Source organism: Paraburkholderia sp. BGA-UO-ETr-F12 (assembly GCF_059567945.1).
In genome coordinates this window covers 19,376-43,683 of record NZ_JCAQOZ010000007.1, presented here as the reverse complement: position 1 = coordinate 43,683, position 24,308 = coordinate 19,376, and the positions used below count along the sequence as shown (strand labels likewise).

Sequence of the window (24,308 nt, the reverse complement as noted above, 5' to 3'; positions counted from 1 at the left end):
GACGCTCCGAAGCTAGGCCAGTTATCGCATTGCTTTCTTCACTATTTCGTCAGCATCCTTGTCCTGCTGACGCTGCTCAGGCGTTTCCTCCTTCTCCAGTTGTTCTGGCGTCGTGCCGAGCAGGTGCGCCTTGAATTCCAGCTCCTGCCTATGCTCGATCTCCTCCTTAACGTTATGCTGATGGCGGTCCCACGCCAGATAGCCAAGATATCCAGCAATCACGACCAGCAAACTGATAATTGCGCCGAGCAGGGCTTTATTGACCACTTGAACCTCCAAGAAATTGGTTTTTGAATTCGCGATCCTGCTGCTGTTCGGCAAGCTGCAGCTCTGTTTTCTGCAACTGCGCGGTGAGCTGCAGGCGCGTCTGGTCATTTGTGACCATCGCCTCTTCCGCGGCCATCCGGTTCTGCAGATCAGCCTTTTGCGCCGGATCCTGCGTCATATTGGACTGCTGCATGAGCGCCTGGATGTTGCTCAGGCGCGCCATCGTCGCGCTGTACGCCTGCTCGTTCATCGCCTTGTTGGCCGCGAGCGTGTCGTAATAGCGCTGCTGACCGGGCGTGCTCGCGCCGGTCATGCTTTCCTGCTGCTCGATCGAACGCATCGACGAACTGATACCCGAGAGCCCGCCGTTCTTCGCCTGGTCGTAAATGTTTTGCCACTGTTCCGGAAGGTAGTTACGCAGCGACGCATCGTTCATGATGTTGCCGAAACTGCTGTTGCCAGTCAGCGCCTGATACTGGTCCTCCTGATTCTTGATCTGCTGCCCCAGCTGCTCGACCTGCATCATCTGTTGCGCGAGCTCCGCCGGTGAGATGGTCGGCACACCCTGCGCGTGGGCCTGTGAAAGCGCGCACGCACACAACACCGCGACCAGAGTGCGGCGCGGCCAAAGCGTAATTCCCGGCAGATAGACGAGGCTCATGCCCGCGCGCGCTGATCGTGCCCGCAGCGCCTCACGAAGGTTCCGGATCGCGGGGTCAACCGGCCGGCGCACGGCCGGATAGACATCGGTGCTGTTCATCGTTCCCTCCTTGGGTTGCAGCACATCAGGCAAAAACTTCGTCGTCAACCGGCTGATTAACCGGCGGATAAATCTGCGCAAGCTCGGCACGCTTGCGCTCGAGGCCGCGCTGCAGCTCGGTGGACCACAGCCGCTCATCGGCGCCGTGCTTCGCCGCGAGCCGTGTGCGCAGCTTCCGTTCGAACACGCGATACAGATAGACGGGCAACCAGACGTCCGGATCGTCGCCCAGCTCAGCGCGCACCCCGTCGCAGATCAGTGCGTTCTCGCGATCGCCAGAGAACACCGCAATCGCATCGTCAAGGCCGCTCAGGTCGAAACTGGCCAAGGCCGACTGGTTGCCCTGCTTGATCAGGAATCGGCGCGACTGTGGCGTGAGTTTTTTGAATTCCTTGAACTCTTTGCGGGTCATGCCGTCACGCAGATAGGCCTCTTCTTCTGCCGCCGGATCGGCCAGCCAGATCTTCGTGGCGACCAGACTGCGCAGCGCGGGAAACAGGTCTGCCGCCCGCTGCGCCTGTTCCGGCTGTTGCGTGATCAGTCCCATGAATTCCCCTTCCTTACGCCCGCTCGCCAGCGTTTCCTCGATCTGCTCGCGGATCGTGCGAAAGCGCAGCGGCAGCCAGTACTCTTCGATCACCGTCAGCATCAGGGTGCCTTCCCGACGCATCAGTTTTTTGAGATGGAACAGATATGCAAATGCGGGCTCCGACGGCTCATAGTTCTCGACAAGAAACGCCTCAACATCGAACCCGATCCAGCGTTGCTCGCTCATGTTCAATGAGAGATTGGGCGGGTTATCGAACACCCACCAGAACCGGCCGCCCTCCGACTTGCACCAGATCGACAGACGTGCGCGCAGGCCGTCGTCGCCTTCGTCCGGAATGCTGTCCAGTAGCAGGCTGAAGCGGCGCAGCCGTACGTCATCGACCCCCATTACCGCATCGACGGCGTTGCGGCAGTGAATCTTCTCGCCGGCCGTCAGGTCAATCCTGATTGGCTTACCCTGATGGTCGACACCGTTCTTCCGGCCGCACAGTTCGACGAGTCCATACAGGAATTCGCGATTGTCTGGTGTGTCGGCGAGCTCGAACGGCGCCCACCCGGTCGGCTTGCCTTTCTCCAGATAGACATAGGCGCCACCCATCACCCGGATGAACACTTCCCAGCCTCGACCCTTGTCCAGCACGTACAGCATCGGATCGAAGCGGGACAGCATGCCCGTCGCCGCAACGACGACCGTAGACTTGCCGCTGCCCGTCGTGCCTTTCCCTTCAAAATGCCCGGCCACCTTCTCCGAGACATTGATGTCCCCCAGCCGGCTCGCGTGCGAACTGTAGTTGTACACGCCCGAATCCGAGCGAAATGGGATGACGGCCGAGCCGTCACCGATCGGGTTGCCCTCCGCCTTGCCTGACGAGTAGTCATGGCACGTGTACATCGCCGCAAAATTGCGCGAGGACTGCACTTTCGGTCGCGGTTTGACTCGCGCGCCCGGGACCTGCGAGAAGTACGTGAACGGAGCAGACCCCGTCGCGGGCGACCATTCAACTCCACACTCGTTGCGCGAACGGGACGCAAACCTGTCGGCGTTCTCCAACGCCTCTTTCGCTGTTTCGCCGTAGATAACCGCCGCGCCGTGATACTCGCCGAACGACAGCTCACCCGTGTTCACGTAACCCTGTGCGTCGCGTAGTTCCTTGACCTGGTGCTTCGCCTTGTCACCGGCTGATTCCAGCTTGTTGATCGCCGAATCGATGGTCCGGTTTGACTCGAAGCCCGTCATGCAGTTGAACGTATGCGTAATCGTGAATTCCATGTTCAACGTGATCAGCGGGTCGAGCTGGCCCCAGCCCGGCTTCTCCGGGCAACTGCGAAGGTCGAGGCAGGTTGCAACGCGCCGGTACGCCGGCACGTCGCTCGCCCCGATCTCGAGCGTGTTGTACCCAAAGTGCAGATGGCTCGACGGGATGACATCGGTACCGGGTTCCGCTGCGACCGGAAGATCACCGGTCTTCCCATTGATGAGATAGCTGACGAGCCCATACAAGGGCGAGAACAGCATCTTCGTGCCGTTCATGTGCTTGCGCTCGTACACTTCAAGCAACTCGGCTTCATACTCGCCGAACTGCAGCAGCGCCTGTTTCGCAAGGGAGCCGATTTCCTTGAGCCCGTCATCGAAGTCCTCGTATTTCAGGATCAGCGACAGGTAATAGCGATTCTCGAAGAACTTTTCGGCTCCGAAACGTCGCCCGATGTACTCGCGTACGAACCACTGCATGAAGCGCTGTTTGAACCGGTACACGCGATCAAAACTCACGCGCTGTCGCACGAACGTTGCGTGATAGCCAAGGCGGCCACCCAGGTCGCGCCCAAGCTTGCTGTACGCTTCCGTATCGCGATCGAACATGCGCTCCATCGCGACGTTCTCGTGCACCTCGAACGGCACGCCGCGCATGGCCAGCGTCACCATGAACCGGTTGCCCTCAAGGTGCTGTACGTGTTTCGTGACCGGATGCCCGTACTTCGGAATCCAGTCTTCCACGGCGCCGATCGCGCCGAGGATTTCGCTGGTGACGGCGGGTCTGCTTTGCATCAGGCCTCCGGATCGAGCTCACGCAGCCGGCGCTCACTCTTGGACAACGGTTTGAAAAAATCGCGGTAGACGCGGCGTTGCCGTCCGTATCGCAGCGGCGCAAGCGTAGAGGTATTGCCAAAGCGCGGGGCGGCTCGCCCGGCATTTAGCCGCGCGCGGACCCGCAGCTGCCAGAAGTAGAAGCGGCAACGCAATTCCAGCCACATGATCCGCAGGCCCTGGTCGTCGGTTTCGCAGATGTGCTTGAAATACAGCAGCACCGGAAAGCCCAGGAAGACAAACAGCAGACCGCCTGGTCCGACGAAGAAGGAAATCAGCACGCCGACAAACATCGACGCGACGACGACAACCAGCATCGCCATATAAGGAACGCCCCAGATGGCCGCCGTGCGGCCAAGGCCGTTGAATCCGGGATAGCGGGTTTTTTCGTCCGACATGGCGTGCTCAGCTGAACATGTTCCACAGATACGGTGCGAGCACGCCGACCACCGAGCCCACCGCCGCCACCTTGCCGCACATCGTCACAAACTCGCTCCAGTGCGCGCGATCGGCCCAGCACTCCGCCCCTTTCCACATCAGCACGCAGGCCGCGACGACGCCGAGGAACGAATAGAGCCAGATCTTGAAGGTGGTCGCGCCCTGCGTTGCTGAGTCCAGCCCCCCACCCGCGAATGCGAGTTCGGGGCCGATTGCGATGCCCAATGCCACCGCCTGGCGCGCGCGGGTCAAGATTCGCTGCGCCGTCATGCGATACGCATAACATTTCAGTTGTACTGATTTCATAATCTTGAATTTTGTATTGCGTTGCATGGCTTCTCCTTTCACGTGGTTGAGATCAGGCCGCGTCGTCGCGGCTCAGGTCAGTTGCAGTCGTTGTCACAAGCGGAATCGCCGAATGCGTCCCATGACGGGTGCGGTGCGTCCTGCCGTTGTTTGGGGCCACTGCGGCGCGCGGAAGATGTTTTGGCATCAGGCGCTGCAGCGTGTGCTGGTCTGTCGGACTGACTGTCCATCACAACAGGAATCGCAGGAACGACATTGTTTGAGCCTGCCACCGTCTGGGCGTTGGCAACAACGCGCTGCACGTAACTGGTACCGTTGGCGTCGGCAGTCTCGCCGCGCGTGAAATTGCCGCTGTAGTAGCAGCTGATCGCAGCACGCAATGCCGGTGCACTCTGCCCCATTGCCGCAGTCGCCCGCTCATAACAGTCGTGCAGTATCGCGCTGCCCGCGCGCAGGTTCGCACACGGATCAAAGGCCGTTTCGTAGGTCAATCCGTAGCGGGCAAGATTGGCCTTGTTGACCTGTCCAAGCCCCATACTGAAATTGATGCCTTGTGCATTGAGCGCCCTTGCCGTCGCCACCGCTTCAGCGCGATCGCGCGGCTGGCGCGCAAGGTGGCCACCAACGACGCCGATCGCGTACGGATTGAAGCCGGACTCAGTTCTCACGACCGCCTGAAGCGTCGTGGGGTGGACGTTCGGCGCGCATTGCTGGGCTAACGAGATGAAATCAAGCATGACTTCCCCTCTCGCCCACGTTATGTCGCCGGCTGTGCCCGAACGATATAATGGCTTTAGCCATTGTCGACCTCTCAGGTTCCAACAACTGGTCAGGTCGGCGCCGATGCTCGCTACATCGACGCTGACCGCTCCTACACCCTCACCTACCCTTCCCTGGCTGGCAGTGCCTCGCAAAGATCTGGCTCGCGCGCCTCCTCACGATTTACAACGCCGTCTTTCAGTCCCAGCAAGACCGCCGCGTTGTGCGCGTGGCCGCGCTTGCCCTTCAGTCTTCCCTGCAACACGCCGTTAACGATGTTGCGGGGGATTCCGTGTCTTACGGCCCAGCCCGAAACGGAGATGCCACACCGATCGAACTCTGCCCGGACTTCCTCTAAGGTTTTCAGTGTCATGAGATGGGTCCGTATACTGTCCGTGCCTGATACGTTTGCGATCAGTATGAAACATTTTTCTGCCATTTACAACACAAAAGGCCGTTCCATATGCCATCAACCTTTGGGCAGCGTCTAGTGGAAGAACGTGATCGCCTCTCCCTAACTCAGACAGACGTCGCCGAATGGACACGAATTCACCGCAAAACCCAGTCTGCCTACGAAAAGGAAGAGAGTTATCCGGACGCCGCCTATCTCATGACGCTCTTTGCGCACGGTTTCGATGTCACATATCTCCTGACCGGCCATCGAGCACCGCGCTACGGTGCAGTGGACCCGGAACTCCTACAAAGAGTCTTCAGTGCCCTTGAAGACGGCTTGTCCCACGCTGGGCGAAGCTTTGGCGGCGAGAAGAAAGCAAAGCTGCTTTCCCTGGTCTACCAAGCCGCTTCGGAATCCGGACAGGTCGACCCTCTCGTCGTCCAGAAAGCTGTTGATCTCCTTTCCTGAGCGATCCTTCAATCCACGACGGAGGCCACTTCGTTAGCACGCTTGACAGGCTGGACAGCCACTTTTGCTTTCGCGAGCGCAGCGCAAATTTGGTCAGCGAAAATCACCGCGTGGGATCCATCTCCATGCAGGCACAGCGTCTGTGGGCTAATCGCAACCCAACTGCCGTCGGATGCCCGGACGCGACGATCGCATACCATGCTGATGGCCTGTTCACAGGCGTCGCCGTCGTTCTCGAGCAGCGCGTTCGGCTGGGATCGAGGCACCAGCTTGCCTGCCGGCGTATAGGCGCGGTCGGCGAAACCCTCTTCGATCGCGACTAGCCCTTCTTCGCGCGCAATCCGGATAAGCTGCCCGCCCGCGAGGCCGAATATTGCAAGGTCGGGATCCATGTCACGGACAGCGTGCACAATGGCGCGGGCCAGGTCGGCATCCTCCTCAGCCTGGTTGTATAAAGCGCCGTGCGGTTTCACATGCATGACACGGCCACTCAGACCCGCCACAACCGCCGCAAGCGCACCGGCCTGGTATTGCACTCCGGCGTACACCTCATCTGGCGAAAGGGTCATGACAGCCCGGCCGAAATTCTCGCGATCAGGAAAGCTCGGATGCGCACCGATCGCAACGCCTCGACGTATTGCCTCCGCCGTAACGCGGCGCATGGTCAGCGGATCACCTGCATGCCATCCGCATGCGACGTTGACCGACGTGGCGTAGCCAAGCAGTTCAATGTCGTGCTCGAAACCTTCGCCAATGTCGACGTTCAGGTCAATTCTTTTCGCGCTCATCCTTTGCACTCTCCTCTTCAGATACACAATGGCTGGCCGTACGAACAGCGCCGTCGCCAATAAATACGTTCTCGAAACGGCACGCACTCTTGCCAACTCGTACATGCAACGTGGCAATCGGTCCTTCGTTCGCCTTCCACGGCATCAGGATCTCTGCACGCTCTCTGGCAGACATATGTGACGTGCTCGCGAGCACAAGAAAAACGTAGGTGCCGATCACGCCTGAGGCCACTATCGCACTACGTATCGCGACTACCCGCGAGCGCCCTGTTGAGCTTCCAGCAAGCTGATTGGACATGTGTCCTGCGCCGACGGCGCCTCCTCCAGAAACGCTTTGACAGTTGTGGCGTATTCAACCGGCACGCGTGCAAGCCATTCCTTCATGCGTGCATCACCCGCCTCGCGAAGATGCGTTCGAAAGCCGTCATCGATCGAGGCGTTTACATTGACGCCAGCCAGCCGCATGGCTGCGTAGTTCTCACGGATGCGCGCCGGCAACGTTGCCCACTGGCGGCGCTGTACGTCTTTGGCCGCCTTATCGAGCTGATCTCGCAACTCGTCCGGTAACGCCTCATAACGCGTCTGGCTCATCACGACAAATGACACCGGGAACGCGTAGTGGATCGCGGTGAAGTTTGGCAACTGTCCGTGAAAAGACCTTCCAACCGCCCCATCGCCTGATGACAGCACACCGTCCAGCGCACCGGTCCGCAGCAGCGGACGCACGTCCTGAACGGGTAGCGCAGTTGCGCGCATACCCAAGCCGGTAAGAACCTGGGCAGAGCTGTCGTCGTAGGTCCGTACCCGCAGGCCGGCCATGTCGGCTGGATCCGCCACCGGCTCGCGCGACCACAGCCCGGTCGGCGGCCACGGCGAAATGAACAGCATGTGAAGCCCGGCACGCAACAATGCGCGGCGGTACAGAGGCTCAACCACACACGCAAGACGCTGGGAGTCGCCAAGTGAATGCACCTGGAATGGCAGCGTAGACAACTCGAATATCGGATCCAGCTGTGCGAGCGCCCCGCCAAACACGTCCGCTACCTGCAATCGTCCGTTCTGAACCGCCGATACAAGATCCGTCGCGCCAGCTTTCGCCTTGAACTCCGGCTTTGCCAACACCCTGCCACCTGTCTGGCCAGTCAGCGCGCTGGCGAAAAACGCGACGCCCCGGCCTGCAACCGTGTCGGCCGGATACGCGGTCGCGATCGACCAGGTCTGCTGCGCGAGGGCAGGTTGAAGCCCTACACAGCAGATCAACGTGCTGGCGACAGCCAGCCGGGTAAATAGTTGTCCTAATCTGTTCATTTTTATCAAGGCGGACTGCCGGTGACGAAGGGGAGGCCGCCAGTTTCCGTGCGAGAGGCGCATCGACGGCCAGTTGGACAAGACTCTAACCGGAAAAGCGAGGGTAATTCCGTTTCCGAATTACCATTCCCAAACGCCAACGCCTTTGATATGATGAAAAGTTGGCGTACGTTTTTTGCGCCTACTTGATCAGTCCGCAGCTAACAGCCATGTCGGCCGCCTTGTTAATGTTAGGCGTGCCCATCTTGTTGTTGATTCTCGGATACACGACGCCGTAGACGGTCTTCACGGACACTTGGAGTGCGTCCGCAACGTTGGACGCCGTTCCTCCGCCGTGCACCAGTCGCAGGACTTTCAGCTCCTCCTCGCTCAGGCCAAACTGGCTGGTTGCCTGCTGCCGTAGTCCTGCCAAACGCCAGTCAAGCAGCTCGCATGCAAGCGCTCGCAGCAGTCGTCGATTGCGCCACAAGATCCCCTCTCCGGCCTCTCTTGGTTCTGCGTTGCTGGCCTGAAGCAGGACGACCAACGAATTGGCACCTGCATGCACGGGGCAGACCAGGTTGTTGCGAAAGCCGTGTGTCGCCGCTTCGGTCAGCCAGTGAACATCGTTGTACAGATCCAGCCGGGACGAGAGCACCGGTGTCGCATTGCGTTTTGCATATTCGAGCGACGGATCATTCATGTACCAGACGTGATCGATGTACTTGTTCAGCCATGCAGGATCGCAGCCGACAAGATATCGATGCTCAATGACGTCACCGGACTTTGCGTCCAGTACAAGCCAGCTGAAGATGTATTGTTCAGCACCGAGCGCCCGCGTCACGGTCTGCACAATCGGCAGTAACTCAGCTTCATGGTGGCAATGCTCGATTTCGCCAATCTGGTCGAAGAAATCGCCGGGCATGCCAGGGCGTTGTACGATCGGCCCTCTCGCCTCTGACAGGTAACGCTGCTTCAAAGCCAGATAAGAGCTTTGCAGGCTGTCGCCATATGGGTCCGCCGACGCGAAATCATGAAGTTCGGCCTCAGCGCCGACGGGAAATACCTGCGTCAACGTAACGCCGCCAGCGCGAACGAGCTGACGCTCGAGCGTGAAGAGATCGCCACCTCCCCGGCGCAGGCGCAACGTGACTTCATCGCGGCCGAGCCGATTCACGCCTTCATAGACGGCCTCTCCCCGTCCGTCCGCAGCTCTATCTGTAGCCAGCGTAACCATGCGACTAGGCCGCCCTGGCGATCGGAAGCGCCGTCGCCGGCACCGGTTTGGAAAAATAGAAACCCTGGACCGTCACGTCTCCAAAACGCGAGAGCCACGCAACCTGCTGCTGCGTCTCGACGCCTTCAATCACCAATGACAGCCCAAGGTCGCGCGCCAGGCCGATCAGGTGCGTCAGCATCGCCGACGAAGCCTTCTTGGCGGGCACCCCGCGCGTGAAATGCCGGTCGATTTTCACGCCGTCGATCGACAGGTTGACGAGGTTTGACAGTGACGAATAGCCGGTACCGAAATCATCGAGAAGGATCTTCACCCCTGCCCTGCGCAACGCTTCGAGCCGGGTCCTGACCAAAGCCGACTCATCAAGAACGACCGTTTCTGTTACCTCCAGCTGCAACCGGTCAGGCTCAATCATGTAGTCATTCAGGCATCGCGTAACAGCGCGAACCACATTGCCCGTGGTGAGCTGCACAGGCGATACATTGATTGACAGGGTCAGTGGTCGCGGATCCGTGTCCTGCCATTCCCGAAAGTCCTGGCACGCCTGTTCAAGCACGAATTCACCGATCTGCACGATGAGCCCGCTCGACTCGGCAAACTGGATGAATTCGGCTGGCTGTAACACGCCCTTTGTGGGATGTCGCCAGCGCACCAGGGCTTCGACGCCGCGCAGTTCGCCATCGAGGCTAACGATCGGTTGATATTCGAGGAAAAACTCACGATTGATGATGGCGTACTGCAATTCCTGATGCCGTTCAATATCGTGCAGGGCGCGCTCGGACAGTGCTGGCGTGTAGGTGCAATGCTGGCTGACATTGGCGGGCTTGCCCGTCTCCTTGGCCGCATACATCGCGAGATCCGCTTGCGTGAGCAAGGCAAACTCGTTATCAACCGCATTCCTGTGGACCGCGATGCCGATGCTCACACAGATCAGATAGCTGTTGCCGCGCATGACGAACGGGCGCTCGAACGCCTTGATCACAACATCGGCCAGATCTCCGGCTTTCCTTGCTGCGTCGTCATCCTCTACCAGAATGACAAACTCGTCTCCGCCGATACGTGCTAGCAGTCGCTCTTTTCCAACCACATCGGCAAGTCGATGCGCAACCTTGAGCAGGAGTTCGTCACCCGTCTTGTGGCCCAGCGTGTCGTTAATCTTCTTGAAATTGTCGAGGTCGATATACAGCATCGCGAGCCGCGCCGATGCACCCAAGGCATCCATTCGCCGGCGAAGCGTTTGCGTAAGCAGGTGACGATTCGGCAAGCCTGTCAGCGAATCGGTTTCAGCCAAACCCTGTAGCTTGCCCATCATCACGGTGATAAAGCCTGCTGCCGTGAGCAACAAAACACTGATGACGGCTGCCATCACAAGGTACAGCACCTTCGCGTGCTGGTAGCCAGCCAGCTCGTCGCGCTCTGACAGTCCGACGAGAACAGCAACAGGATATTGGGAGATGTGTCGATACGTCACAAACCGGCGAATGTGATCGACAGGATCACTGACCACACGGCCTTTCGCGCCCACCATTTCGTGATACGCCGCTGCGGGTGGACCCACGGGCGACGCCTTGCCCAGCCCCGTTCGCCGGGACAGCAGATACCCATTATCCGATATGACGGCAAGCATACCCCGAGGCCCGAGGGTATCGAGATTGTAAAAGCCGTCGGTAAGGAAATCGGGATTCTCCGAAACCACGACCACGCCCGCGAACGAGCCGTCAGGGTTGTTCAAACGACGCGTGAACTGCAACGTCCATTGGTTCGACACGCGACCGAGCACGGGCTGGCTGATATACAAGCCGGCCTCGGGGTTGGCCTGATGGATCAGAAAGTGAGGCCGGTCACTGAGATTCACCTGTTTCCCGCCAGGTGTTGTTGTCTGCAACACATCCCCGTTCGACCCTACGATCGTCACCTGCAGGGCGGTGTCGGCTGAGATCATTCCTCGCTGGTCATATGCAGCCAGGTCGAACGTAGCCGGCGAGCGCTCATACTCGAACTTCACCCACCTAACGACCATGTCGGCATCGTGCACCGTCTTGGCAATGTGTGCCGAAAATGACGACGCCAGTTCGACAGTGGAGGCTGCAGCCGTGTCCCGCGCCTCCCTTCCCTCGGTCTGTATGCGGACGACTACAGTCGCCCAGATACCAACGACAAGTGCAATTGCGACTGCTGGGATCCAGATCACAGAAAGTGCTGGGCGAACGCTCCCTACGCGTTGCGCCCAACCCGTGATTCTGCTTTTAACCTGCCCGCTCTTTGTATTCGCCATAACGGCGCCTCCTGTTACTGGATCGATGCCACGGCGGCGAATCCATATGACGAATACCGGCATAGTACGAATCCCCTACCGGCCCGACAACCCTTAAATTGTTAGCAAATTGCTCGCTTTCGACGTCTGACCTCGTTGAAACCACCCGGCCCCATGCGGCTCGCATTTTTATACCCATATATGTATGCCTAGGCGGTTGACTGTCCAAACTTTGGACAAAACCGACTTTACAGGGCCGCCCGATATCGGTATCGTGCACGCAAATCAACAACATCGGACACGCAATGCCAAACTTCGAACACACTAAGGTCTTGGCAATCGCCAATCACAAAGGTGGGTGCGGCAAGACAACGACTGTCATAAACCTAGCGGCCGAATTTGGTCGGCTGGGATTGAAGGTCCTCGTCGTCGACATAGATCCACAGGCAAACGCCAGTCTCCATATTGGCAAAACACATCCAAGCCGGGTTGATTTCACCTGCGCCGAGCTGTTGTTGTCCAACGTCACGAACCTGCCGAGTGCTATCCATGAAGAGACGAACATCGATGGCGTGTCCCTGATCTATGGCTCTCTTGCCCTAGGAAAAACAGAAGATGAGTTGAAGGATGAGACACCGCGCCCATCGGAGGAGCTACGCAGCAAGCTCGAGGCAGCCGACGGGATATATGACGTTATCCTGATCGATTGCCCACCGAGCCTCAAGCTCCTCACGAGCAATGCGATGGCATGCGCCACGCACATCATCGTGCCCGTCGAATCTGGCTCTCAATACGGTCTTTACGGCGCCGACGACCTGCTAAAGCACATCGACAAAATCAGACGGATCAATCCTTCGGTAAAGCTATTGGGTGCACTTCTCCTGAAACACGACGAGCGGCAAACGGTATGCAAGCTGTTGGAGAGCACTGCGCTGAAGACGTTTGGCGAGATTTTGCCCGTCAAGATTTCTACCAGCACCAAAGTAAATCAGGCCGCCGTGATGCAACAGAGCCTGCACGCGCTTGACCGGACCTCAAAAGTCGCACGAGAGTTTCGCCAGCTCGCCGCGAGCCTGGTGCAGACACTTGAACTCAAGGCAGTTGAGGAGGGCGCAGAAAATGAGTAAGAGCCTGAAGGCGCAACTGGCGCAAAAAGCAGAAGAAAACACGCAGCGCCATCGCGAAGCAAACTATCGCGACGACTTTGACGTCGGCCGGCAACACACAAAGCTCCATCTCGACAAGATCGACCCGAACCCGTACCAGCCGCGAACCAGTTTTCCGGAGGAGGAGATCCGCGAACTGGCCGTCTCCATCAGTGCCGTGGGCTTGCTGCAGCCAATTAGCGTACGCCCCGTAGACGGTGATCGATACCAGTTGATAGCTGGGGAGAGGCGCTTGCGTGCGCACAAACTCCTAGGCAAGCCGACGATCGAAGCCTTGGTGATAGCGGTGGACGAGGCCGTCAGTGCAACGCTCGCGCTCGCAGAAAACATCGAACGGGAAGATCTGTCAGATTTCGAGATAGGGGAGAGCATCAAACGCCTCGAAGAACACTTTCCCAAGCGAACAAAGCTGGCTGAATCCCTTGGTATTCAACGGTCCGATCTTTACCGGTATTTGTCGTTTTCCGATCTCCCTACCGATATCCGTGAGCGACTAGCGGCCAAACCGAAGCTGCTGTCTCGTTCTGCGGCAACGGACATCGTAAAGGTGCTCAAGGAAGCAGGCGACGATGGAGCTATCCGTAAGAGACTCGAGGAAGCCTGGGCGTTGTTGGAGACCGGGAAGCTCGATCAGACCAAGGTAGCGATGTTCCTGAGCCACAAGCCGGTAAGTGCGCAGGCATCCCGCCAGAAGCCGACGCATATTTTGAGGCGAGGGGCAAAGGTTGGCACGTTCTCGCATACACCCAACGAGTTCGTAATGAAACTGGCAAATAGCGCGCTAACGGACGAACAAATGGAGAAGATTCAACGGTTCGTGCTGGAGCTTCTGGAGTAGGGAACGGGATGTCCAAACTTTGGACATTGTCCTAATCGGCAAGGTCGCCCAAATTCATGGGTAGCCGTTCGACCCAATATGGATAAGGCTTTTGACAGTTATCAGGAGCCGCCGGGCGGAATGCCATGCCGTGTTTCAAGGCCTTCCGCGCCCCCGTTACAGGAACCACCGATCGATATGCCCGAAGACGTTATTGCGAAAACCGCCGCGCTAGTCAAACGAGCGACCGGCAAGGACGCCAAACAGCTAGAGGAACAAGTCCAGACGGCCGCCACTGGCGGCCAGTTGCCCCTCTTTCCGGAAGAGGACACCAGCGCACTGCCAAATTACCTTGCGCGGACGCCTCTTTTCGCCCCGATTCAGCCAGGGCGGCGCCAGATGCATGACAACACTCTTTTAGCCTCGCCAGAGGGCGTTGAAGTTCGATTCACGGGCAAACAGCTGGATATGGCCGACCAAGACGTATTCATGCTCGCCCTGAAATTCGCGCAGGGCGTTGATCTGACACAACCGGTGCGCCTCAACCGCGCGGAATTTCTCAAAGCGCTCGGCTGGAAGCCAACAGGGAAGACCGGCGCATTCGGAAAATCCGCGTATGAGTGGCTTGAACAATCATTTCAACGCCTATCCGGCACGCTGACGATCAAGACGAAACGCTACAAGGCACATCTCCCCTTGGTAAGCGAATTTGTTCAGGACAATGAGACAGGAGAGTGGGAATTCACGATCGGGGGCAAAATTCGGACCCTATTTCAAAATGACGAGTTCTCCTTCATTGATATCAGAAAGCGGCAACAAATCGCGAATCGCGTGGACATGGCCAAGTGGCTTCAGTCGTACGCAGCGAGTCACGAACGCGGATTGCACCGTATCAGTGTGATAAAGCTGAAGGAGTGGTGCGGTTACACGTCACCTCTGCGTAAATTTCGGGAAGCACTTGCCGAGGCCCTTGAAGAGCTCGAGCGTGTCGGAATTCTCGCCAACGTCGCGTTTTATAAAGACGACACGATGGTCAAGTGGACACGCAGCTGAGCAGAGGTAAATCCACGGCACGGCATTCCGCTCTCCAGACAAGCACAAGGCGGCCACGATCACGGCATGGCATTCCGCCACCGTGCATCAAGCAGGCGATAAACCAAAAATCACGGCACAGCATTCCGCACAAGCGTGTTTTAACCTGGTCGAAGGCGGCCGTGTGGATATCTTTAGCGAGCCACGGCATAACATTCCGACCTTCACGGCACAACATTCCGGTTTCACGGCATAGCATTCCGGTTTCACGGCATGACATTCCACCCGGCCGCAGCCAAACCTAAGCTGGGCGGGGTTTAGCAAGCGATGAAAAGTCGTTAACCTATCTTTAACCTAAGTTAACCACTATGGCTTGTGGACAAGTTCACGGAATTCACACTCCAAACCCATCGATTGCTCAGTCCAGCGGGATTCCCGCGTCCGTCGGTGGACATCTCGGCTGCACACAGCATAAAGCTGTGCACAGCCCCATTGGCCGGTCCCCGGCCTTCGGGGTCCCCGAGATGCCCACCGCCTCTTCGCGAGCGCGCCCTACGGGCCTGACGCGCCCCGCTGGGGCTTGCCCCAATCAGAAAGAAGTCCAACGTCAAAACTTCCGGGCGTGGATAACCTCGTCCGTTCGGCACGAAAGTCCTCGTACAGTGGTCTGTGCGTGCCAGCGAGATGTGTGATGACATTTCAATGTTGCTAATTGCTATTAGCAACATTGCATTTGGTTAGCCAGAATCCGTGAAATCGCGCTGCGCCGCCGCTGCGAGTTGAATTTGTGGCCGGTTGTAGCTACAATTAGCGAATCACCACCCATGGAGGCTGCCATGTCCGTCCACTCCACCCATTCCGCCGCGCCCACCGATACCGTGGTGCGCGCCCGTGTCTCGCCCGAACTCAAGCGCGAGGCGGCCGATGCGCTTGCCGCGATGGGGCTTTCGGTGTCCGACTACATTCGCATGGCCCTGGTGCGCGTCGCGCGCGACCGGGCCGTGCCGTTCGCGGTCGAGGTGCCCAATGCCGTGACCGCCGAGACCCTGCGCAGGAGCGAGCGGGACGAGGAGCTGAACCGCGCCGATGACGCCGATGACCTGTTCCGGAAACTCGGCATCTGATGCGCACACCGGTTTATTCAAACCAGTTTCACCGCGACGTGAAGCGCGCGCAGAAACGCCGCAAGGACATGGAAAAGCTGAAGGCGCTCATCACCCTGCTGCTCGCGGGTGGCCCGCTGCCGGCGCCCTATCGCGATCACCCGCTCAAGGGCGAGTGGGCCAGCTTCCGGGATGCGCATCTCGAACCGGACTGGCTGCTGCTCTACAAGATCGACGGCAACGTGCTGCGTCTGGAGCGCACCGGTACGCACGCCGATCTGTTCGACGAATAGCGGGGCACACTGACCATGCGTGCGATGGCCGAGACGCCTGTGCCCCGTTCAATCACGGTCACCCACACCGCGGTGCTGGACGCGCTACGCCACGTGCGGCAACGGCAGGTGGTCCGCTACCGGCACGGCAGGGTGCTCGACGCCCTGCACGCACTGGGCCTGATCGAATGGACCCGTCAGCCCGTGCGCGTCTCGCAGCAGCAGTCTTCGCCCGACTCGGCGTTCTATCATGCGCCGGCCGAGGTCGCGCAGCTCACGGCCGCTGGCCGCAGCACGTTCGCCCGGCTGGTTTGCCTCGAGGACGCGCCGGGCTGGGCACACGTCGCCCGCGCGCCTTTCCGCGGTTTCCGCTGAGCCGGGCCGATCCGACATGGCCGAGCAGCTGATCCAGCCACCCCTGCGCACCTGGACGCGCACCGACTTCGCGGCGCTGCGCGCCTGGGTGCAGCGCGTGCCGCTGCCGACGATCGCGCGCCTGTACTTCGATTCCGATACGACGCCGTACCACGACGATCCCGCCCGGCTCGAGCACCACCTGCGCACGATGCGCGATGGGCTCGTGCAGCTCGCGCTGCTGCACGGTTCATCCGTGCTGGCCGACCACCTCAAGGCGTCGATCCGCCGGCACGGCAGCGCGCAGCTGACCGCCGTGAGCCTGCGCATGGTCGAGCAGGCCTCACGGCTCGCCGTGGCCGTGCCGCTCGCGCATCACCCGGTCGGGCTGTGGTTCCGGCCGCTGATCGCCAGGCGGCTCACAGGCGAGGGCAGTACGACGCTCGGCGGGCTCGTCGCGTTCTGCAACCGGCACGGCGGCAGCTGGTGGCGCTCGGTGCCGCGCATTGGCCTCCTGCGCGCACGGATCCTGGTCGCCTGGCTGCGCCGGCACGCCGGCTCGCTGGCGGTCACGGTCGACGCCGACGTCGATGCCACCGAACCGCTCGCCGCGCCGACGGCCACCCACGTCGCGCTCGTGCCCGCCGGCTCGGCGGGGCCATCATCCGGCCCGCTCGCGCCGCTCGAACGGATCGAATTGCCGGACCTGCTGTCCGGTGCCGCCGGCGTGAATCGCGCGTCGGGCCTGTGTTACCTGCAGGCGCAGCACGACCTGGATGCCATTCGCTCGTATCTGCACCGTTATACCGACCGGCCGCAGGCGCTGCGCGCGTATACGCGCGAGCTCGAACGGCTGCTGTTGTGGGCGGTCACGGAACGCGGCGCGGCACTGTCGTCGCTGTCCGTCGACGACTGCGACGCGTACAAGGCGTTCCTCGCCGCGCCGGCCGAACGCTTCACCGGACCGCGCATGGCGCGCCGTTCGCCGCGCTGGCGCCCGTTCGCCCCCGATGGCCTCACGCCCGGCAGCCAGAAATACGCGGTGGCCGTGCTGCGCGCCGCGTTCGACTGGCTCGTGAAGGTCCGCTATCTGGCCGGCAATCCGTGGGCGGCGGTGACCGACCCGGCCACCGATACGCCGGAATACGCGATCCGCATCGAGCGGGCGCTGCCGCTGCAGCTCTGGACGAAAGTGCGCGTGGGCCTCGACGGGCGCAGCGGGCGCCTGGGGCCATCGGGTCCGCAATGGCGGGCCGCCCAGGCGGCCATCCTGCTGATGGGCGATTCGGGGCTGCGGATCACCGAGGCGACGCTCGCGCGCCGTGAACGCCTGGGTTACCTGCAAGCCGACGGTGATACGCCCGCCGGCTGGGTGCTGGGTGTGCTGGGTAAAGGACGCAAGCAACGTTCGGTGCCGGTCAGCACCGCGACGCTGGCCGCGCTGCGCGCGCACTGGGCCGACCGCAGGCTCGATTTCAATGATCCGCCGGCGACGGCGCCGCTGATCAGGCCGGTCGACATTCCGCCGACGCCGGCCGCGCAGCGCCGGCACGCTGCCGGGTCGGCGGAGCCAGCCGGCTACTCGAGCAATGGACTACGCGGCCTGGTGAGCTGGGCGTTCGACCAGCTGCAGGGCACCCTCGACCTGACCGACGACGAGCGCCGGCACCTGGCGAACTCGACCCCGCACGCGCTGCGGCACACGTTCGGCACGCAGGCGGTCGCGGCCAACGTGCCGCCCGATGTCGCGCAGAAAGTGCTGGGTCACGCGTCGCTGACCACGACCACGCTCTATGCGCAGGCCGAGACGAAGCGGGTCCGGCGCGAACTGGCGGGTTATTTTGGGCAGATGCAGGCGCTGACGACATCGGCGACGGCCGGATCCGTGGAAGACGCGCTGGAATCCGGTCACGAGGCAACGCCACCACCGGTGGCTCCCGCCGGGGATGCCGGGCCGGTCCCACCGGGACTTCCTCCGGTCGTCGAACAGATTGCCAGGATCCGGCTGACGCTGCAGGTTCAGGCGTCATCCGATCGTCTGGCCGGGCGCGTACGCGGCGAGCTCGAACGCTGGATCCTCGAGACCAGTGATGCCGAGACCGTCGAACCGGGCGTGGTTCTGCTGACGATCGCCTACGGGCAGGAGATCCTGCTCGACAGGGAGGTCGAGGCCTGGCTTGATGACATCTCGATCGAGGCGCAGGACCGGAACTGCACCTGCGCGATCGACGCGCAGTGGGGCGAGCGTCGCTGGACGCACTCCGGGTTGCCTGATGAACGGTCTATAGCAGACGTGATTCCGTTCCCGGAATCGGGGAAGCCCGCGGTGTCGCCGCCGCGCATCTGGCGGCTGCGTGTGAGCCTGCTCGGTGTCGCGCCGGAGATCTGGAGGCGCATCGAGATCCCGACCGACATCAGTCTGGCCGGGCTGCACGGGATACTTCAGGCAGCGATGGGGTGGGGCGACATGCACCGGTACGGGTTTGGACTGTACGGCTTCCTCGACCGGGTCGATCTCGACGTCGATCGCGCCGACGGCGTGCGGTTGCTCAACGTCTGTCAGCCGGGCGACACGATCGGCTACACGTATGACATGGGCGACGACTGGCATCACGCGGTTGAGATCGAGGCGGAAGTGCCGCCCTCGTCGCGCATCCGGTATCCGCGCTGTGTCGCAGGCCGGCGCGCCTGCCCACCGGAAGACTGTGGCGGTCCGCCCGGCTACGCGCATCTGCTGCGTACGCTCGCCGGCCGGAGGACGGGCGCCCGGCGCGAGCTGCTCGACTGGCTCGGCGGGTCGTTCGATCCGGAGGCGTTTCGCGTCGCCGAAGCGAATGCGCGGCTTGCGAACATCGGCAGCGGCTGGGAGTGACGCATGATTGAGGAGCGTGGCGGCACGCCATACCTGATCGGGCAATACGGTGCGGATTGACGTAGCAGCGGGCAAGCAAGGCGGCACACGTGCGATGGCCCCATGCCGCATCAGGCCGGCGAGTCTGGCGGATCGGCTTGTGTGCCGGGCGTTGGGACGCGCCAGATGCAGCCCAGGCCCGCCAGATCGCACAGCAGCGCCCATGCGGAATAGGGAATGGCAGCGTCCTCACTGATCCAGCGACGCACCTGCCGGCCACCGAATTCAGACAAGCCCAGCACGCGCGCGACGCCCCGCCCGGGCAAGCCGGTGCGCCGGATCACTTCCTGGATCTCGGCGCCGTGTGGTCGCTCCCATCCCGCCTCTGCGGGACGCAGACATTCCGGCCTGATGTTCACTTCGTAATTCATCGGTTCAATTTCCTTTGTGTGGTCGCAGGGAACCTCCTGCATTCGTGCCCCCACGGCTGCGCCGCGGAGGATTCACGCGTCCTGCGGACGCTTGACGACCCCGGGCGGCGGTCTGCCCAGGCCGCACCGGATCGTCACGCCGCTATTGCGGCGCGCCGGCGCGCACCCCACGCCTGCCGGCGTGGGTCCCCAGGCGCCTCGATCCGGGCGCGCCGGCGCGCGCGATACGCTCCCGGTTATCCTGAGACCGTGTTTAGCAGGAAGGGGGGCACGGCACAGGTGTCTGCAACCAGACTGGCGAGTGGGAGCCTGTCAGCCTCGAACACAGATACACCGGGCCATCACCAGCCAACGTAGTTCAGCAAAAGCTCCGCGATCAGCTTGCGACGAACAAGGTCCAGCCCCGACAGGTCGGCGAAGCCCCTGATGCCCGCTTTCTCCCACAGAGGAACACTATCGTCCGAGTTGTAGAACGAATACAGCGCGGCAAGGAAGGTCCGCTCGCCGCTGCTGAGAACACCGAAGGCATCGAGAATGACCGCGCCATTGGGCGCGAGCGCCCATTTGTCTTTCGCCTTCTCAACGGCTTGTCTGGTGCCATCGCCGAAATACACCGGACCGGCCAGCATGACAGCCTGTTTCCATGCCTCAAAAAACCGCTCAGGCGCGGCAGTAAAGTGGGCGTCGCTTTCCTCCTGCTCGCGGCGAAACTGTTCGAGCACTTCGGGGGGAAACTTCGATTCGTCGGTCATAGCGGCAATTCCTGTTGATAAAGGGCAGTGGTCACAGCTTCCACCTGCTCGGCTGACAGCGAAGACACGTCGATGGTCGTTGCGTGCGTATAGATCATCTCGCCATAGATGTCGGCAAGGCGACGCGCTTTCGGGCACAGCGCCGCGTCTTCTCCTGACGCCTGGCGATTGCGCCACACGTTGATCGCCTGCTCAATTTCGGCAATTGTAAAGGTTGGCATGTCAGACTCCATAGCCCGCGCGCGGTACGCGCGGGCAGTTCCGGTTATCGGGTGACCAGCACTTCGTAACGCCCGGCGCGGACAATCGACATTTCAGCGCCCGGGAACTTCGCTACACCACAGATGAAGTCGAACGGGCCGCTGTACGGCAGCACCTGAAGAATCGTCTGGTTGCCGAACCATGTACGCAGCACGTCGCCGCGCTTCAGGTCGCAACCCTGTTTCAGTTCTGTCGTCATGCGGCGCGCTCACGGGTGCGCTGGACGGCTTCATGAACCGCAACCAGAGGCGCACGAGGCGGTACGCGGTCGAATTCGGAAAGCGCCGCACGCGCGATGGCGCAAAGCTCCTCACGGTGCATGTCGATTGCGTGACCGTCCCGGTCGAGCATGTTGGCGATACGGTGCAGTGCGTCGGCCGACCTGGCCGCCGCATCCGCAGACAGCGCCATGCGGAACAGTTCAGCACGTACGATTTCCCGGTCTCCATATTGATAGACGGCCAGCAACGGAAGAAGGGCAGTGAGCCACGTCGGGCGGATGTTCAGGGTATCCATTTCGGTGTCCTTGGTATGTCCGGCCTGTGGGAAGACCACAGGCCGGAAAACACGATCAGTCGATTACGCGCAGGATGTTGGCCGCTTCCACGTGCTGCGTCGCGAACGTGCGCAGTTCGTGGTAACGGTTGATGATCGCGTCATCGCGCGTCTTTTCGGCCAGATGGCACAGTGCGAACAGCGTGACGACGATGCCGAAGGCGTCCGCGCCCATCGTGTCGTTATAGCCGTTCAGGTGCCAGCGGACATGGACCCGCCCAAGGTTGGCCGGAGCCATATAGAAGCCACCATTGGACAACGTGAAGAAATTCCAGAAGCCGCCGTCGTAGGCATGGCAAAGGCGGGCCGCCCAGTCGTACACAAGCGCCTCGCCCGGCAGGAAGTGGCGACCGAGGTAGCGGGGAAGCACATTGAGGCGCAACTCGTCAGGGACGACGGAAGAGGTAATGCGGGCAAGAGTCTGGGTCATCGGTTATCTCCGGTTTGGCCATCGCTTTATTGCGAGGCACGATTTCATTATAAGGGCTAAAAGCCCCTTAGAAACGTCTATTTTGCATAGAATTGATTTAATATGTTTACTGGCAAAATAAATCAATTAGATTAAATCATCGACATTACGTTTATTAGGGCTAAAAGACTGATAAGATATCGGTGTGCCTCGCAATAAAGCGATGGCCAAACCGGAGATAACTCTGATGCAAACATCCCGAAAGAATCCCAGTAACGAAGTCCAGGCGACGCAGATCGAATACGTCCCGTACGCCCGGCTGTGCCGCTCGCCGCTGAATGTCCGCAAGAAGGCTCCCACCGGCATCGAGGCGCTCGCCGGAACTGTCGCTGAAAAAGGCCTGATGCAAAATTTGGTCGTGCACGCCATGAAGGGCCGTGGCAAGCAGCCGAAGCTCGGCGTGTGCGCCGGACAGCGGCGGCTCGCCGCGCTGGACCTGCTGTTTTCGCAGGAGCGGATTACGAAGGACTACCAGGTGCCGGTGTTGATCGTCAGCGAGGGCGAAGCGGTGGCCGCGTCGCTGATCGAAAACCGGGAAAGAGAAGCCATGTCGATCGCAGACGAAAGCGTCGCCTTCCGGCTGCTCACCGAGGAGGGGAAAAGCACGGCTCACATCGCCGCGCTGTTCAAGGTGTCGGAAATGGTGGTGCGCCGTGCGCTAAAAATTGCCAACCTTGCGCCGGCGCTGCTGGATCTGCTGCGTGATGACAAGCTCGACTACGAGCAGGCCAAAATGCTGGCGCTGGCCGACGATCACGCGACGCAGGAGAGCGTGTGGAACAACGCGATCAACGCATGGCAACGCCGCCCGTCCGAGCTGCGCGCGGCGATCACGAAGGCCGAAATCGATTCACGCGACAATGCGCTCGCGAAGTTCGTCGGGCTGGACGCGTATGAGGCGGCAGGCGGCTTCGTGCGTCGGGACCTGTTCAGCGACGGCGAGAATGCCGGATACATCACGGATGCCGACCTGCTGCACCGGCTCGCGACCGACCGCCTGATTGAAATCTCCCAGGCTGTCGCCGCCCAGGGGTGGAACTGGATAGAGACCCGGACCCGGGGCGACGCAAACGAACTGATCCGCTATGGCCGTGTGCATTCGACCACGCGCAAGCCGACGAAGAGCGAAAAGGCCGAGCTTGCCGCACTGGTCGCGACACGCGACGCGGCGCACATGGAACTGAACGCCTATTACGACGAGGACGGCGAGGAAGATGAGGCACGACACGACCGCCTGAGTACGGCTGTCGATGTTGCCACGCACGCGGTCGACCAGTACGCCGAACGCTTCGAAGTGTTCGCACCGGAGGACATGCAGCGCGCCGGGGCGTTCGTCTATCTCGATGACGATGGGTTCGTAACCATCGAGCGCGGCCTGATCCGGCCCGAGGAGAGGACCGCCGCACGCGGTGGTAATGCCTTGCCGGTGACGGCAACGGAGCAATCCGGCAAGCCTGCGCGTGTGACGCCGTTGCACAACGAAAAGCTGTGCCGCCGTCTGACAGCACACCGCACGGCGGCGATCCAGACCGAACTGGCGAGGCATCCGAACGTCGCGCTCGCGGTGCTGATGAGCCGCATGATTCCGGTCGTGTTCGAAGAACACTATGAACGGCAGTATCCGGAGCACGCGATCCAGGTTGACCTGCGCACGTCACGCAACGCCCTGGTGAAGCACGCCGACGACATGGCCGACAGCGTGGCGTGGAAGGAGACCGAGGCCGAGCGCGCGAAGTGGATGCGCATGCTTCCGGCGCGCGCGGATGCACTGCTGCCGTGGCTGCTTGATCAGGGTTCCGATATCCAGTCGAATCTGTTTGCGTTCTGCGTGGCGGCCACCGTTGATGGTATCGACGGATGTGACGGCGAACACGCCGTCAACAGCCTTGCTGACGTGCTGAACGTGGACCTGTCGTATTACTGGAAGCCCACGCGCGCGAGCTACTTTGACCACGTGTCGAAATCGCGCATCGCGGACGTGCTGCGCGAGCACGTTTCACCGCAGGCCGCCGCCGAGGTGCAGGGCATGAAGAAGGACGCGGCGGCGGCTGCCGCCGAAGTGCGGATGGCCGAGTCGGGCTGGCTGCCGGAAGTGCTCGCGAACCGCGCGGTGCCGGAATTTCGGTCGTATGCGTGGGCGGATGATGACGCAGACGGTGAAGCGGACGACGAGGCGCACAACGCGGGTGCTGATCCGGATGACGTGATTGATGAGGCCGGGCACGAAGCTGGCGACGACCACGAAGGACTGGCCGAAGCCGCATAGACGACGGTAGCTGTTCACACGTGAAGCCGTCCGGGTGCAGGCCCGGGCGGCTTTTTGCGCCCTGCATGTCGTGTGGGCACAAAAAGGGAGCCGAGGCCGTCAGGTACGGTCAGGCCTGGCTCCGCAAACACACGCCGACGGATCGGGCGACCAACCGGCTAGCCTCATTAAGGGGTCGGTTCCGGCTGGGGGCGGAATGACACCCTAAGCGTTTGCCTCCGTGGGCCAAAGATATTCGCCGGTCAGCAGGATATGCGCCCAGCCCAGAGGAGAGATGTGGGCTAAAAGTTCGGGTGGCACATCGAGGCCTTCGTTTCGCCGTTCGGNGACGGATCGGGCGACCAACCGGCTAGCCTCATTAAGGGGTCGGTTCCGGCTGGGGGCGG

At 61.0% G+C, this 24,308-nt stretch carries 26 protein-coding genes and 1 pseudogene; 9 read left to right on the top strand and 18 right to left on the bottom strand.

Annotated features, from left to right (window positions below; genetic code table 11):
* Positions 1 to 21 precede the first annotated feature (21 nt).
* The 7 genes from AC57B6_RS01950 to AC57B6_RS01920 are packed head-to-tail and all read right to left on the bottom strand — an operon-like array spanning position 22 to position 5,538.
* The gene (locus AC57B6_RS01950) at positions 22 to 267 is read right to left on the bottom strand and encodes a hypothetical protein (RefSeq protein ID WP_496416822.1); all 246 of its coding nucleotides are present in this window, start codon (positions 265 to 267) and stop codon (positions 22 to 24) included.
* Entirely contained in the window at positions 257 to 1,117 is an 861-nt protein-coding gene (locus AC57B6_RS01945) for a TrbJ/VirB5 family protein (protein ID WP_496420609.1), read from the bottom strand. Before AC57B6_RS01945 ends, AC57B6_RS01950 begins: the two co-directional genes overlap by 11 nt.
* The gene (locus tag AC57B6_RS01940) at positions 1,053 to 3,623 is read right to left on the bottom strand and encodes a VirB4 family type IV secretion system protein (protein WP_496416821.1); all 2,571 of its coding nucleotides are present in this window, start codon (positions 3,621 to 3,623) and stop codon (positions 1,053 to 1,055) included. The genes AC57B6_RS01945 and AC57B6_RS01940 overlap by 65 nt, the downstream gene beginning before the upstream one ends.
* Positions 3,623 to 4,060, bottom strand: a complete 438-nt coding sequence (locus AC57B6_RS01935; protein ID WP_496416820.1) for a VirB3 family type IV secretion system protein — start codon at positions 4,058 to 4,060, stop codon at positions 3,623 to 3,625. The genes AC57B6_RS01940 and AC57B6_RS01935 overlap by 1 nt, the downstream gene beginning before the upstream one ends.
* Before the next feature lie 7 nt (positions 4,061 to 4,067).
* Positions 4,068 to 4,433 carry a hypothetical protein gene (locus AC57B6_RS01930; RefSeq protein WP_496416819.1) on the bottom strand — a complete coding sequence of 122 codons (366 nt, stop codon included), beginning with the start codon at positions 4,431 to 4,433 and terminating at the stop codon, positions 4,068 to 4,070.
* Between the two features lie 50 nt (positions 4,434 to 4,483).
* Positions 4,484 to 5,320, bottom strand: coding sequence for a lytic transglycosylase domain-containing protein (locus AC57B6_RS01925; protein ID WP_496420608.1), 837 nt, complete (start codon positions 5,318 to 5,320; stop codon positions 4,484 to 4,486).
* A complete protein-coding gene (locus AC57B6_RS01920; RefSeq protein WP_496416817.1) occupies positions 5,290 to 5,538 on the bottom strand; it encodes a DNA-binding protein in 249 nt (82 codons plus the stop codon). Before AC57B6_RS01920 ends, AC57B6_RS01925 begins: the two co-directional genes overlap by 31 nt.
* A gap of 90 nt (positions 5,539 to 5,628) precedes the next feature.
* Here AC57B6_RS01920 and AC57B6_RS01915 point away from each other — a divergent pair, with 90 nt between their 5' ends.
* Positions 5,629 to 6,027 carry a helix-turn-helix domain-containing protein gene (locus tag AC57B6_RS01915; protein ID WP_496416816.1) on the top strand — a complete coding sequence of 133 codons (399 nt, stop codon included), beginning with the start codon at positions 5,629 to 5,631 and terminating at the stop codon, positions 6,025 to 6,027.
* A gap of 8 nt (positions 6,028 to 6,035) precedes the next feature.
* Here the strand turns inward: AC57B6_RS01915 and pxpA are convergent, their stop codons facing one another.
* The 4 genes from pxpA to AC57B6_RS01895 form a co-directional block, all read right to left on the bottom strand.
* Positions 6,036 to 6,815 (bottom strand): 5-oxoprolinase subunit PxpA, encoded by a 780-nt coding sequence (gene pxpA / locus AC57B6_RS01910; protein ID WP_496416815.1) that lies wholly within the window; start codon positions 6,813 to 6,815, stop codon positions 6,036 to 6,038.
* Positions 6,816 to 7,067: 252 nt separating this feature from the next.
* A complete protein-coding gene (gene dctP, locus AC57B6_RS01905; protein WP_496420607.1) occupies positions 7,068 to 8,204 on the bottom strand; it encodes a TRAP transporter substrate-binding protein DctP in 1,137 nt (378 codons plus the stop codon).
* A gap of 100 nt (positions 8,205 to 8,304) precedes the next feature.
* Positions 8,305 to 9,339, bottom strand: coding sequence for a helix-turn-helix transcriptional regulator (locus AC57B6_RS01900; RefSeq protein ID WP_496416813.1), 1,035 nt, complete (start codon positions 9,337 to 9,339; stop codon positions 8,305 to 8,307).
* Between the two features lie 4 nt (positions 9,340 to 9,343).
* The gene (locus AC57B6_RS01895; RefSeq protein ID WP_496416812.1) at positions 9,344 to 11,614 is read right to left on the bottom strand and encodes a bifunctional diguanylate cyclase/phosphodiesterase; all 2,271 of its coding nucleotides are present in this window, start codon (positions 11,612 to 11,614) and stop codon (positions 9,344 to 9,346) included.
* 284 nt (positions 11,615 to 11,898) lie between these two features.
* On the opposite strand from AC57B6_RS01895, the gene AC57B6_RS01890 reads away from it, so the two are divergent.
* From AC57B6_RS01890 to AC57B6_RS01860, 7 genes are all read left to right on the top strand, one after another.
* Positions 11,899 to 12,720 (top strand): ParA family protein, encoded by an 822-nt coding sequence (locus tag AC57B6_RS01890; protein WP_496416811.1) that lies wholly within the window; start codon positions 11,899 to 11,901, stop codon positions 12,718 to 12,720.
* Entirely contained in the window at positions 12,713 to 13,597 is an 885-nt protein-coding gene (locus tag AC57B6_RS01885) for a ParB/RepB/Spo0J family partition protein (protein ID WP_496416810.1), read from the top strand. The genes AC57B6_RS01890 and AC57B6_RS01885 overlap by 8 nt, the downstream gene beginning before the upstream one ends.
* Before the next feature lie 177 nt (positions 13,598 to 13,774).
* A complete protein-coding gene (trfA, locus tag AC57B6_RS01880) occupies positions 13,775 to 14,629 on the top strand; it encodes a plasmid replication initiator TrfA (RefSeq protein WP_496416809.1) in 855 nt (284 codons plus the stop codon).
* A gap of 815 nt (positions 14,630 to 15,444) precedes the next feature.
* Positions 15,445 to 15,732 carry a type II toxin-antitoxin system RelB/DinJ family antitoxin gene (locus AC57B6_RS01875; RefSeq protein WP_496416808.1) on the top strand — a complete coding sequence of 96 codons (288 nt, stop codon included), beginning with the start codon at positions 15,445 to 15,447 and terminating at the stop codon, positions 15,730 to 15,732.
* On the top strand, positions 15,732 to 16,004 hold the full coding sequence (locus AC57B6_RS01870; RefSeq protein WP_496416807.1) for a type II toxin-antitoxin system YafQ family toxin: 273 nt from the start codon (positions 15,732 to 15,734) through the stop codon (positions 16,002 to 16,004). Before AC57B6_RS01875 ends, AC57B6_RS01870 begins: the two co-directional genes overlap by 1 nt.
* A gap of 24 nt (positions 16,005 to 16,028) precedes the next feature.
* On the top strand, positions 16,029 to 16,358 hold the full coding sequence (locus tag AC57B6_RS01865; protein WP_496416806.1) for a hypothetical protein: 330 nt from the start codon (positions 16,029 to 16,031) through the stop codon (positions 16,356 to 16,358).
* 16 nt (positions 16,359 to 16,374) lie between these two features.
* Positions 16,375 to 19,209, top strand: coding sequence for an IS1096 element passenger TnpR family protein (locus AC57B6_RS01860; RefSeq protein WP_496416805.1), 2,835 nt, complete (start codon positions 16,375 to 16,377; stop codon positions 19,207 to 19,209).
* Positions 19,210 to 19,319: 110 nt separating this feature from the next.
* On the opposite strand, the gene AC57B6_RS01855 is transcribed toward AC57B6_RS01860, so the two are convergent.
* The 6 genes from AC57B6_RS01855 to AC57B6_RS01830 all read right to left on the bottom strand — a co-directional run bounded on the left by AC57B6_RS01855 (position 19,320) and on the right by AC57B6_RS01830 (position 21,617).
* Positions 19,320 to 19,619, bottom strand: a complete 300-nt coding sequence (locus AC57B6_RS01855; RefSeq protein WP_496416804.1) for an XRE family transcriptional regulator — start codon at positions 19,617 to 19,619, stop codon at positions 19,320 to 19,322.
* A 341-nt stretch (positions 19,620 to 19,960) separates the two neighbouring features.
* Positions 19,961 to 20,371 carry a hypothetical protein gene (locus AC57B6_RS01850; RefSeq protein WP_496420606.1) on the bottom strand — a complete coding sequence of 137 codons (411 nt, stop codon included), beginning with the start codon at positions 20,369 to 20,371 and terminating at the stop codon, positions 19,961 to 19,963.
* Positions 20,368 to 20,592 (bottom strand): DUF3717 domain-containing protein, encoded by a 225-nt coding sequence (locus tag AC57B6_RS01845; RefSeq protein ID WP_496416802.1) that lies wholly within the window; start codon positions 20,590 to 20,592, stop codon positions 20,368 to 20,370. The genes AC57B6_RS01850 and AC57B6_RS01845 overlap by 4 nt, the downstream gene beginning before the upstream one ends.
* 44 nt (positions 20,593 to 20,636) lie before the next feature.
* A complete protein-coding gene (locus tag AC57B6_RS01840) occupies positions 20,637 to 20,831 on the bottom strand; it encodes a hypothetical protein (RefSeq protein WP_496416801.1) in 195 nt (64 codons plus the stop codon).
* Positions 20,828 to 21,148 carry a hypothetical protein gene (locus tag AC57B6_RS01835; protein ID WP_496416800.1) on the bottom strand — a complete coding sequence of 107 codons (321 nt, stop codon included), beginning with the start codon at positions 21,146 to 21,148 and terminating at the stop codon, positions 20,828 to 20,830. Before AC57B6_RS01835 ends, AC57B6_RS01840 begins: the two co-directional genes overlap by 4 nt.
* A 55-nt stretch (positions 21,149 to 21,203) precedes the next feature.
* Complete coding sequence (locus AC57B6_RS01830; RefSeq protein WP_496416799.1) at positions 21,204 to 21,617, bottom strand: antirestriction protein; 414 nt, start codon at positions 21,615 to 21,617, stop codon at positions 21,204 to 21,206.
* A 202-nt stretch (positions 21,618 to 21,819) separates the two neighbouring features.
* Between AC57B6_RS01830 and AC57B6_RS01825 the strand changes: the two genes are divergently transcribed.
* Positions 21,820 to 23,922: a ParB/RepB/Spo0J family partition protein gene (locus AC57B6_RS01825; RefSeq protein ID WP_496416798.1), complete on the top strand. Its 2,103-nt coding sequence runs from the start codon at positions 21,820 to 21,822 to the stop codon at positions 23,920 to 23,922.
* 204 nt (positions 23,923 to 24,126) lie between these two features.
* Here the strand turns inward: AC57B6_RS01825 and AC57B6_RS01820 are convergent.
* Positions 24,127 to 24,255: pseudogene (locus AC57B6_RS01820) on the bottom strand (Tn3 family transposase); the annotation flags it as partial.
* Positions 24,256 to 24,308 lie beyond the last annotated feature (53 nt).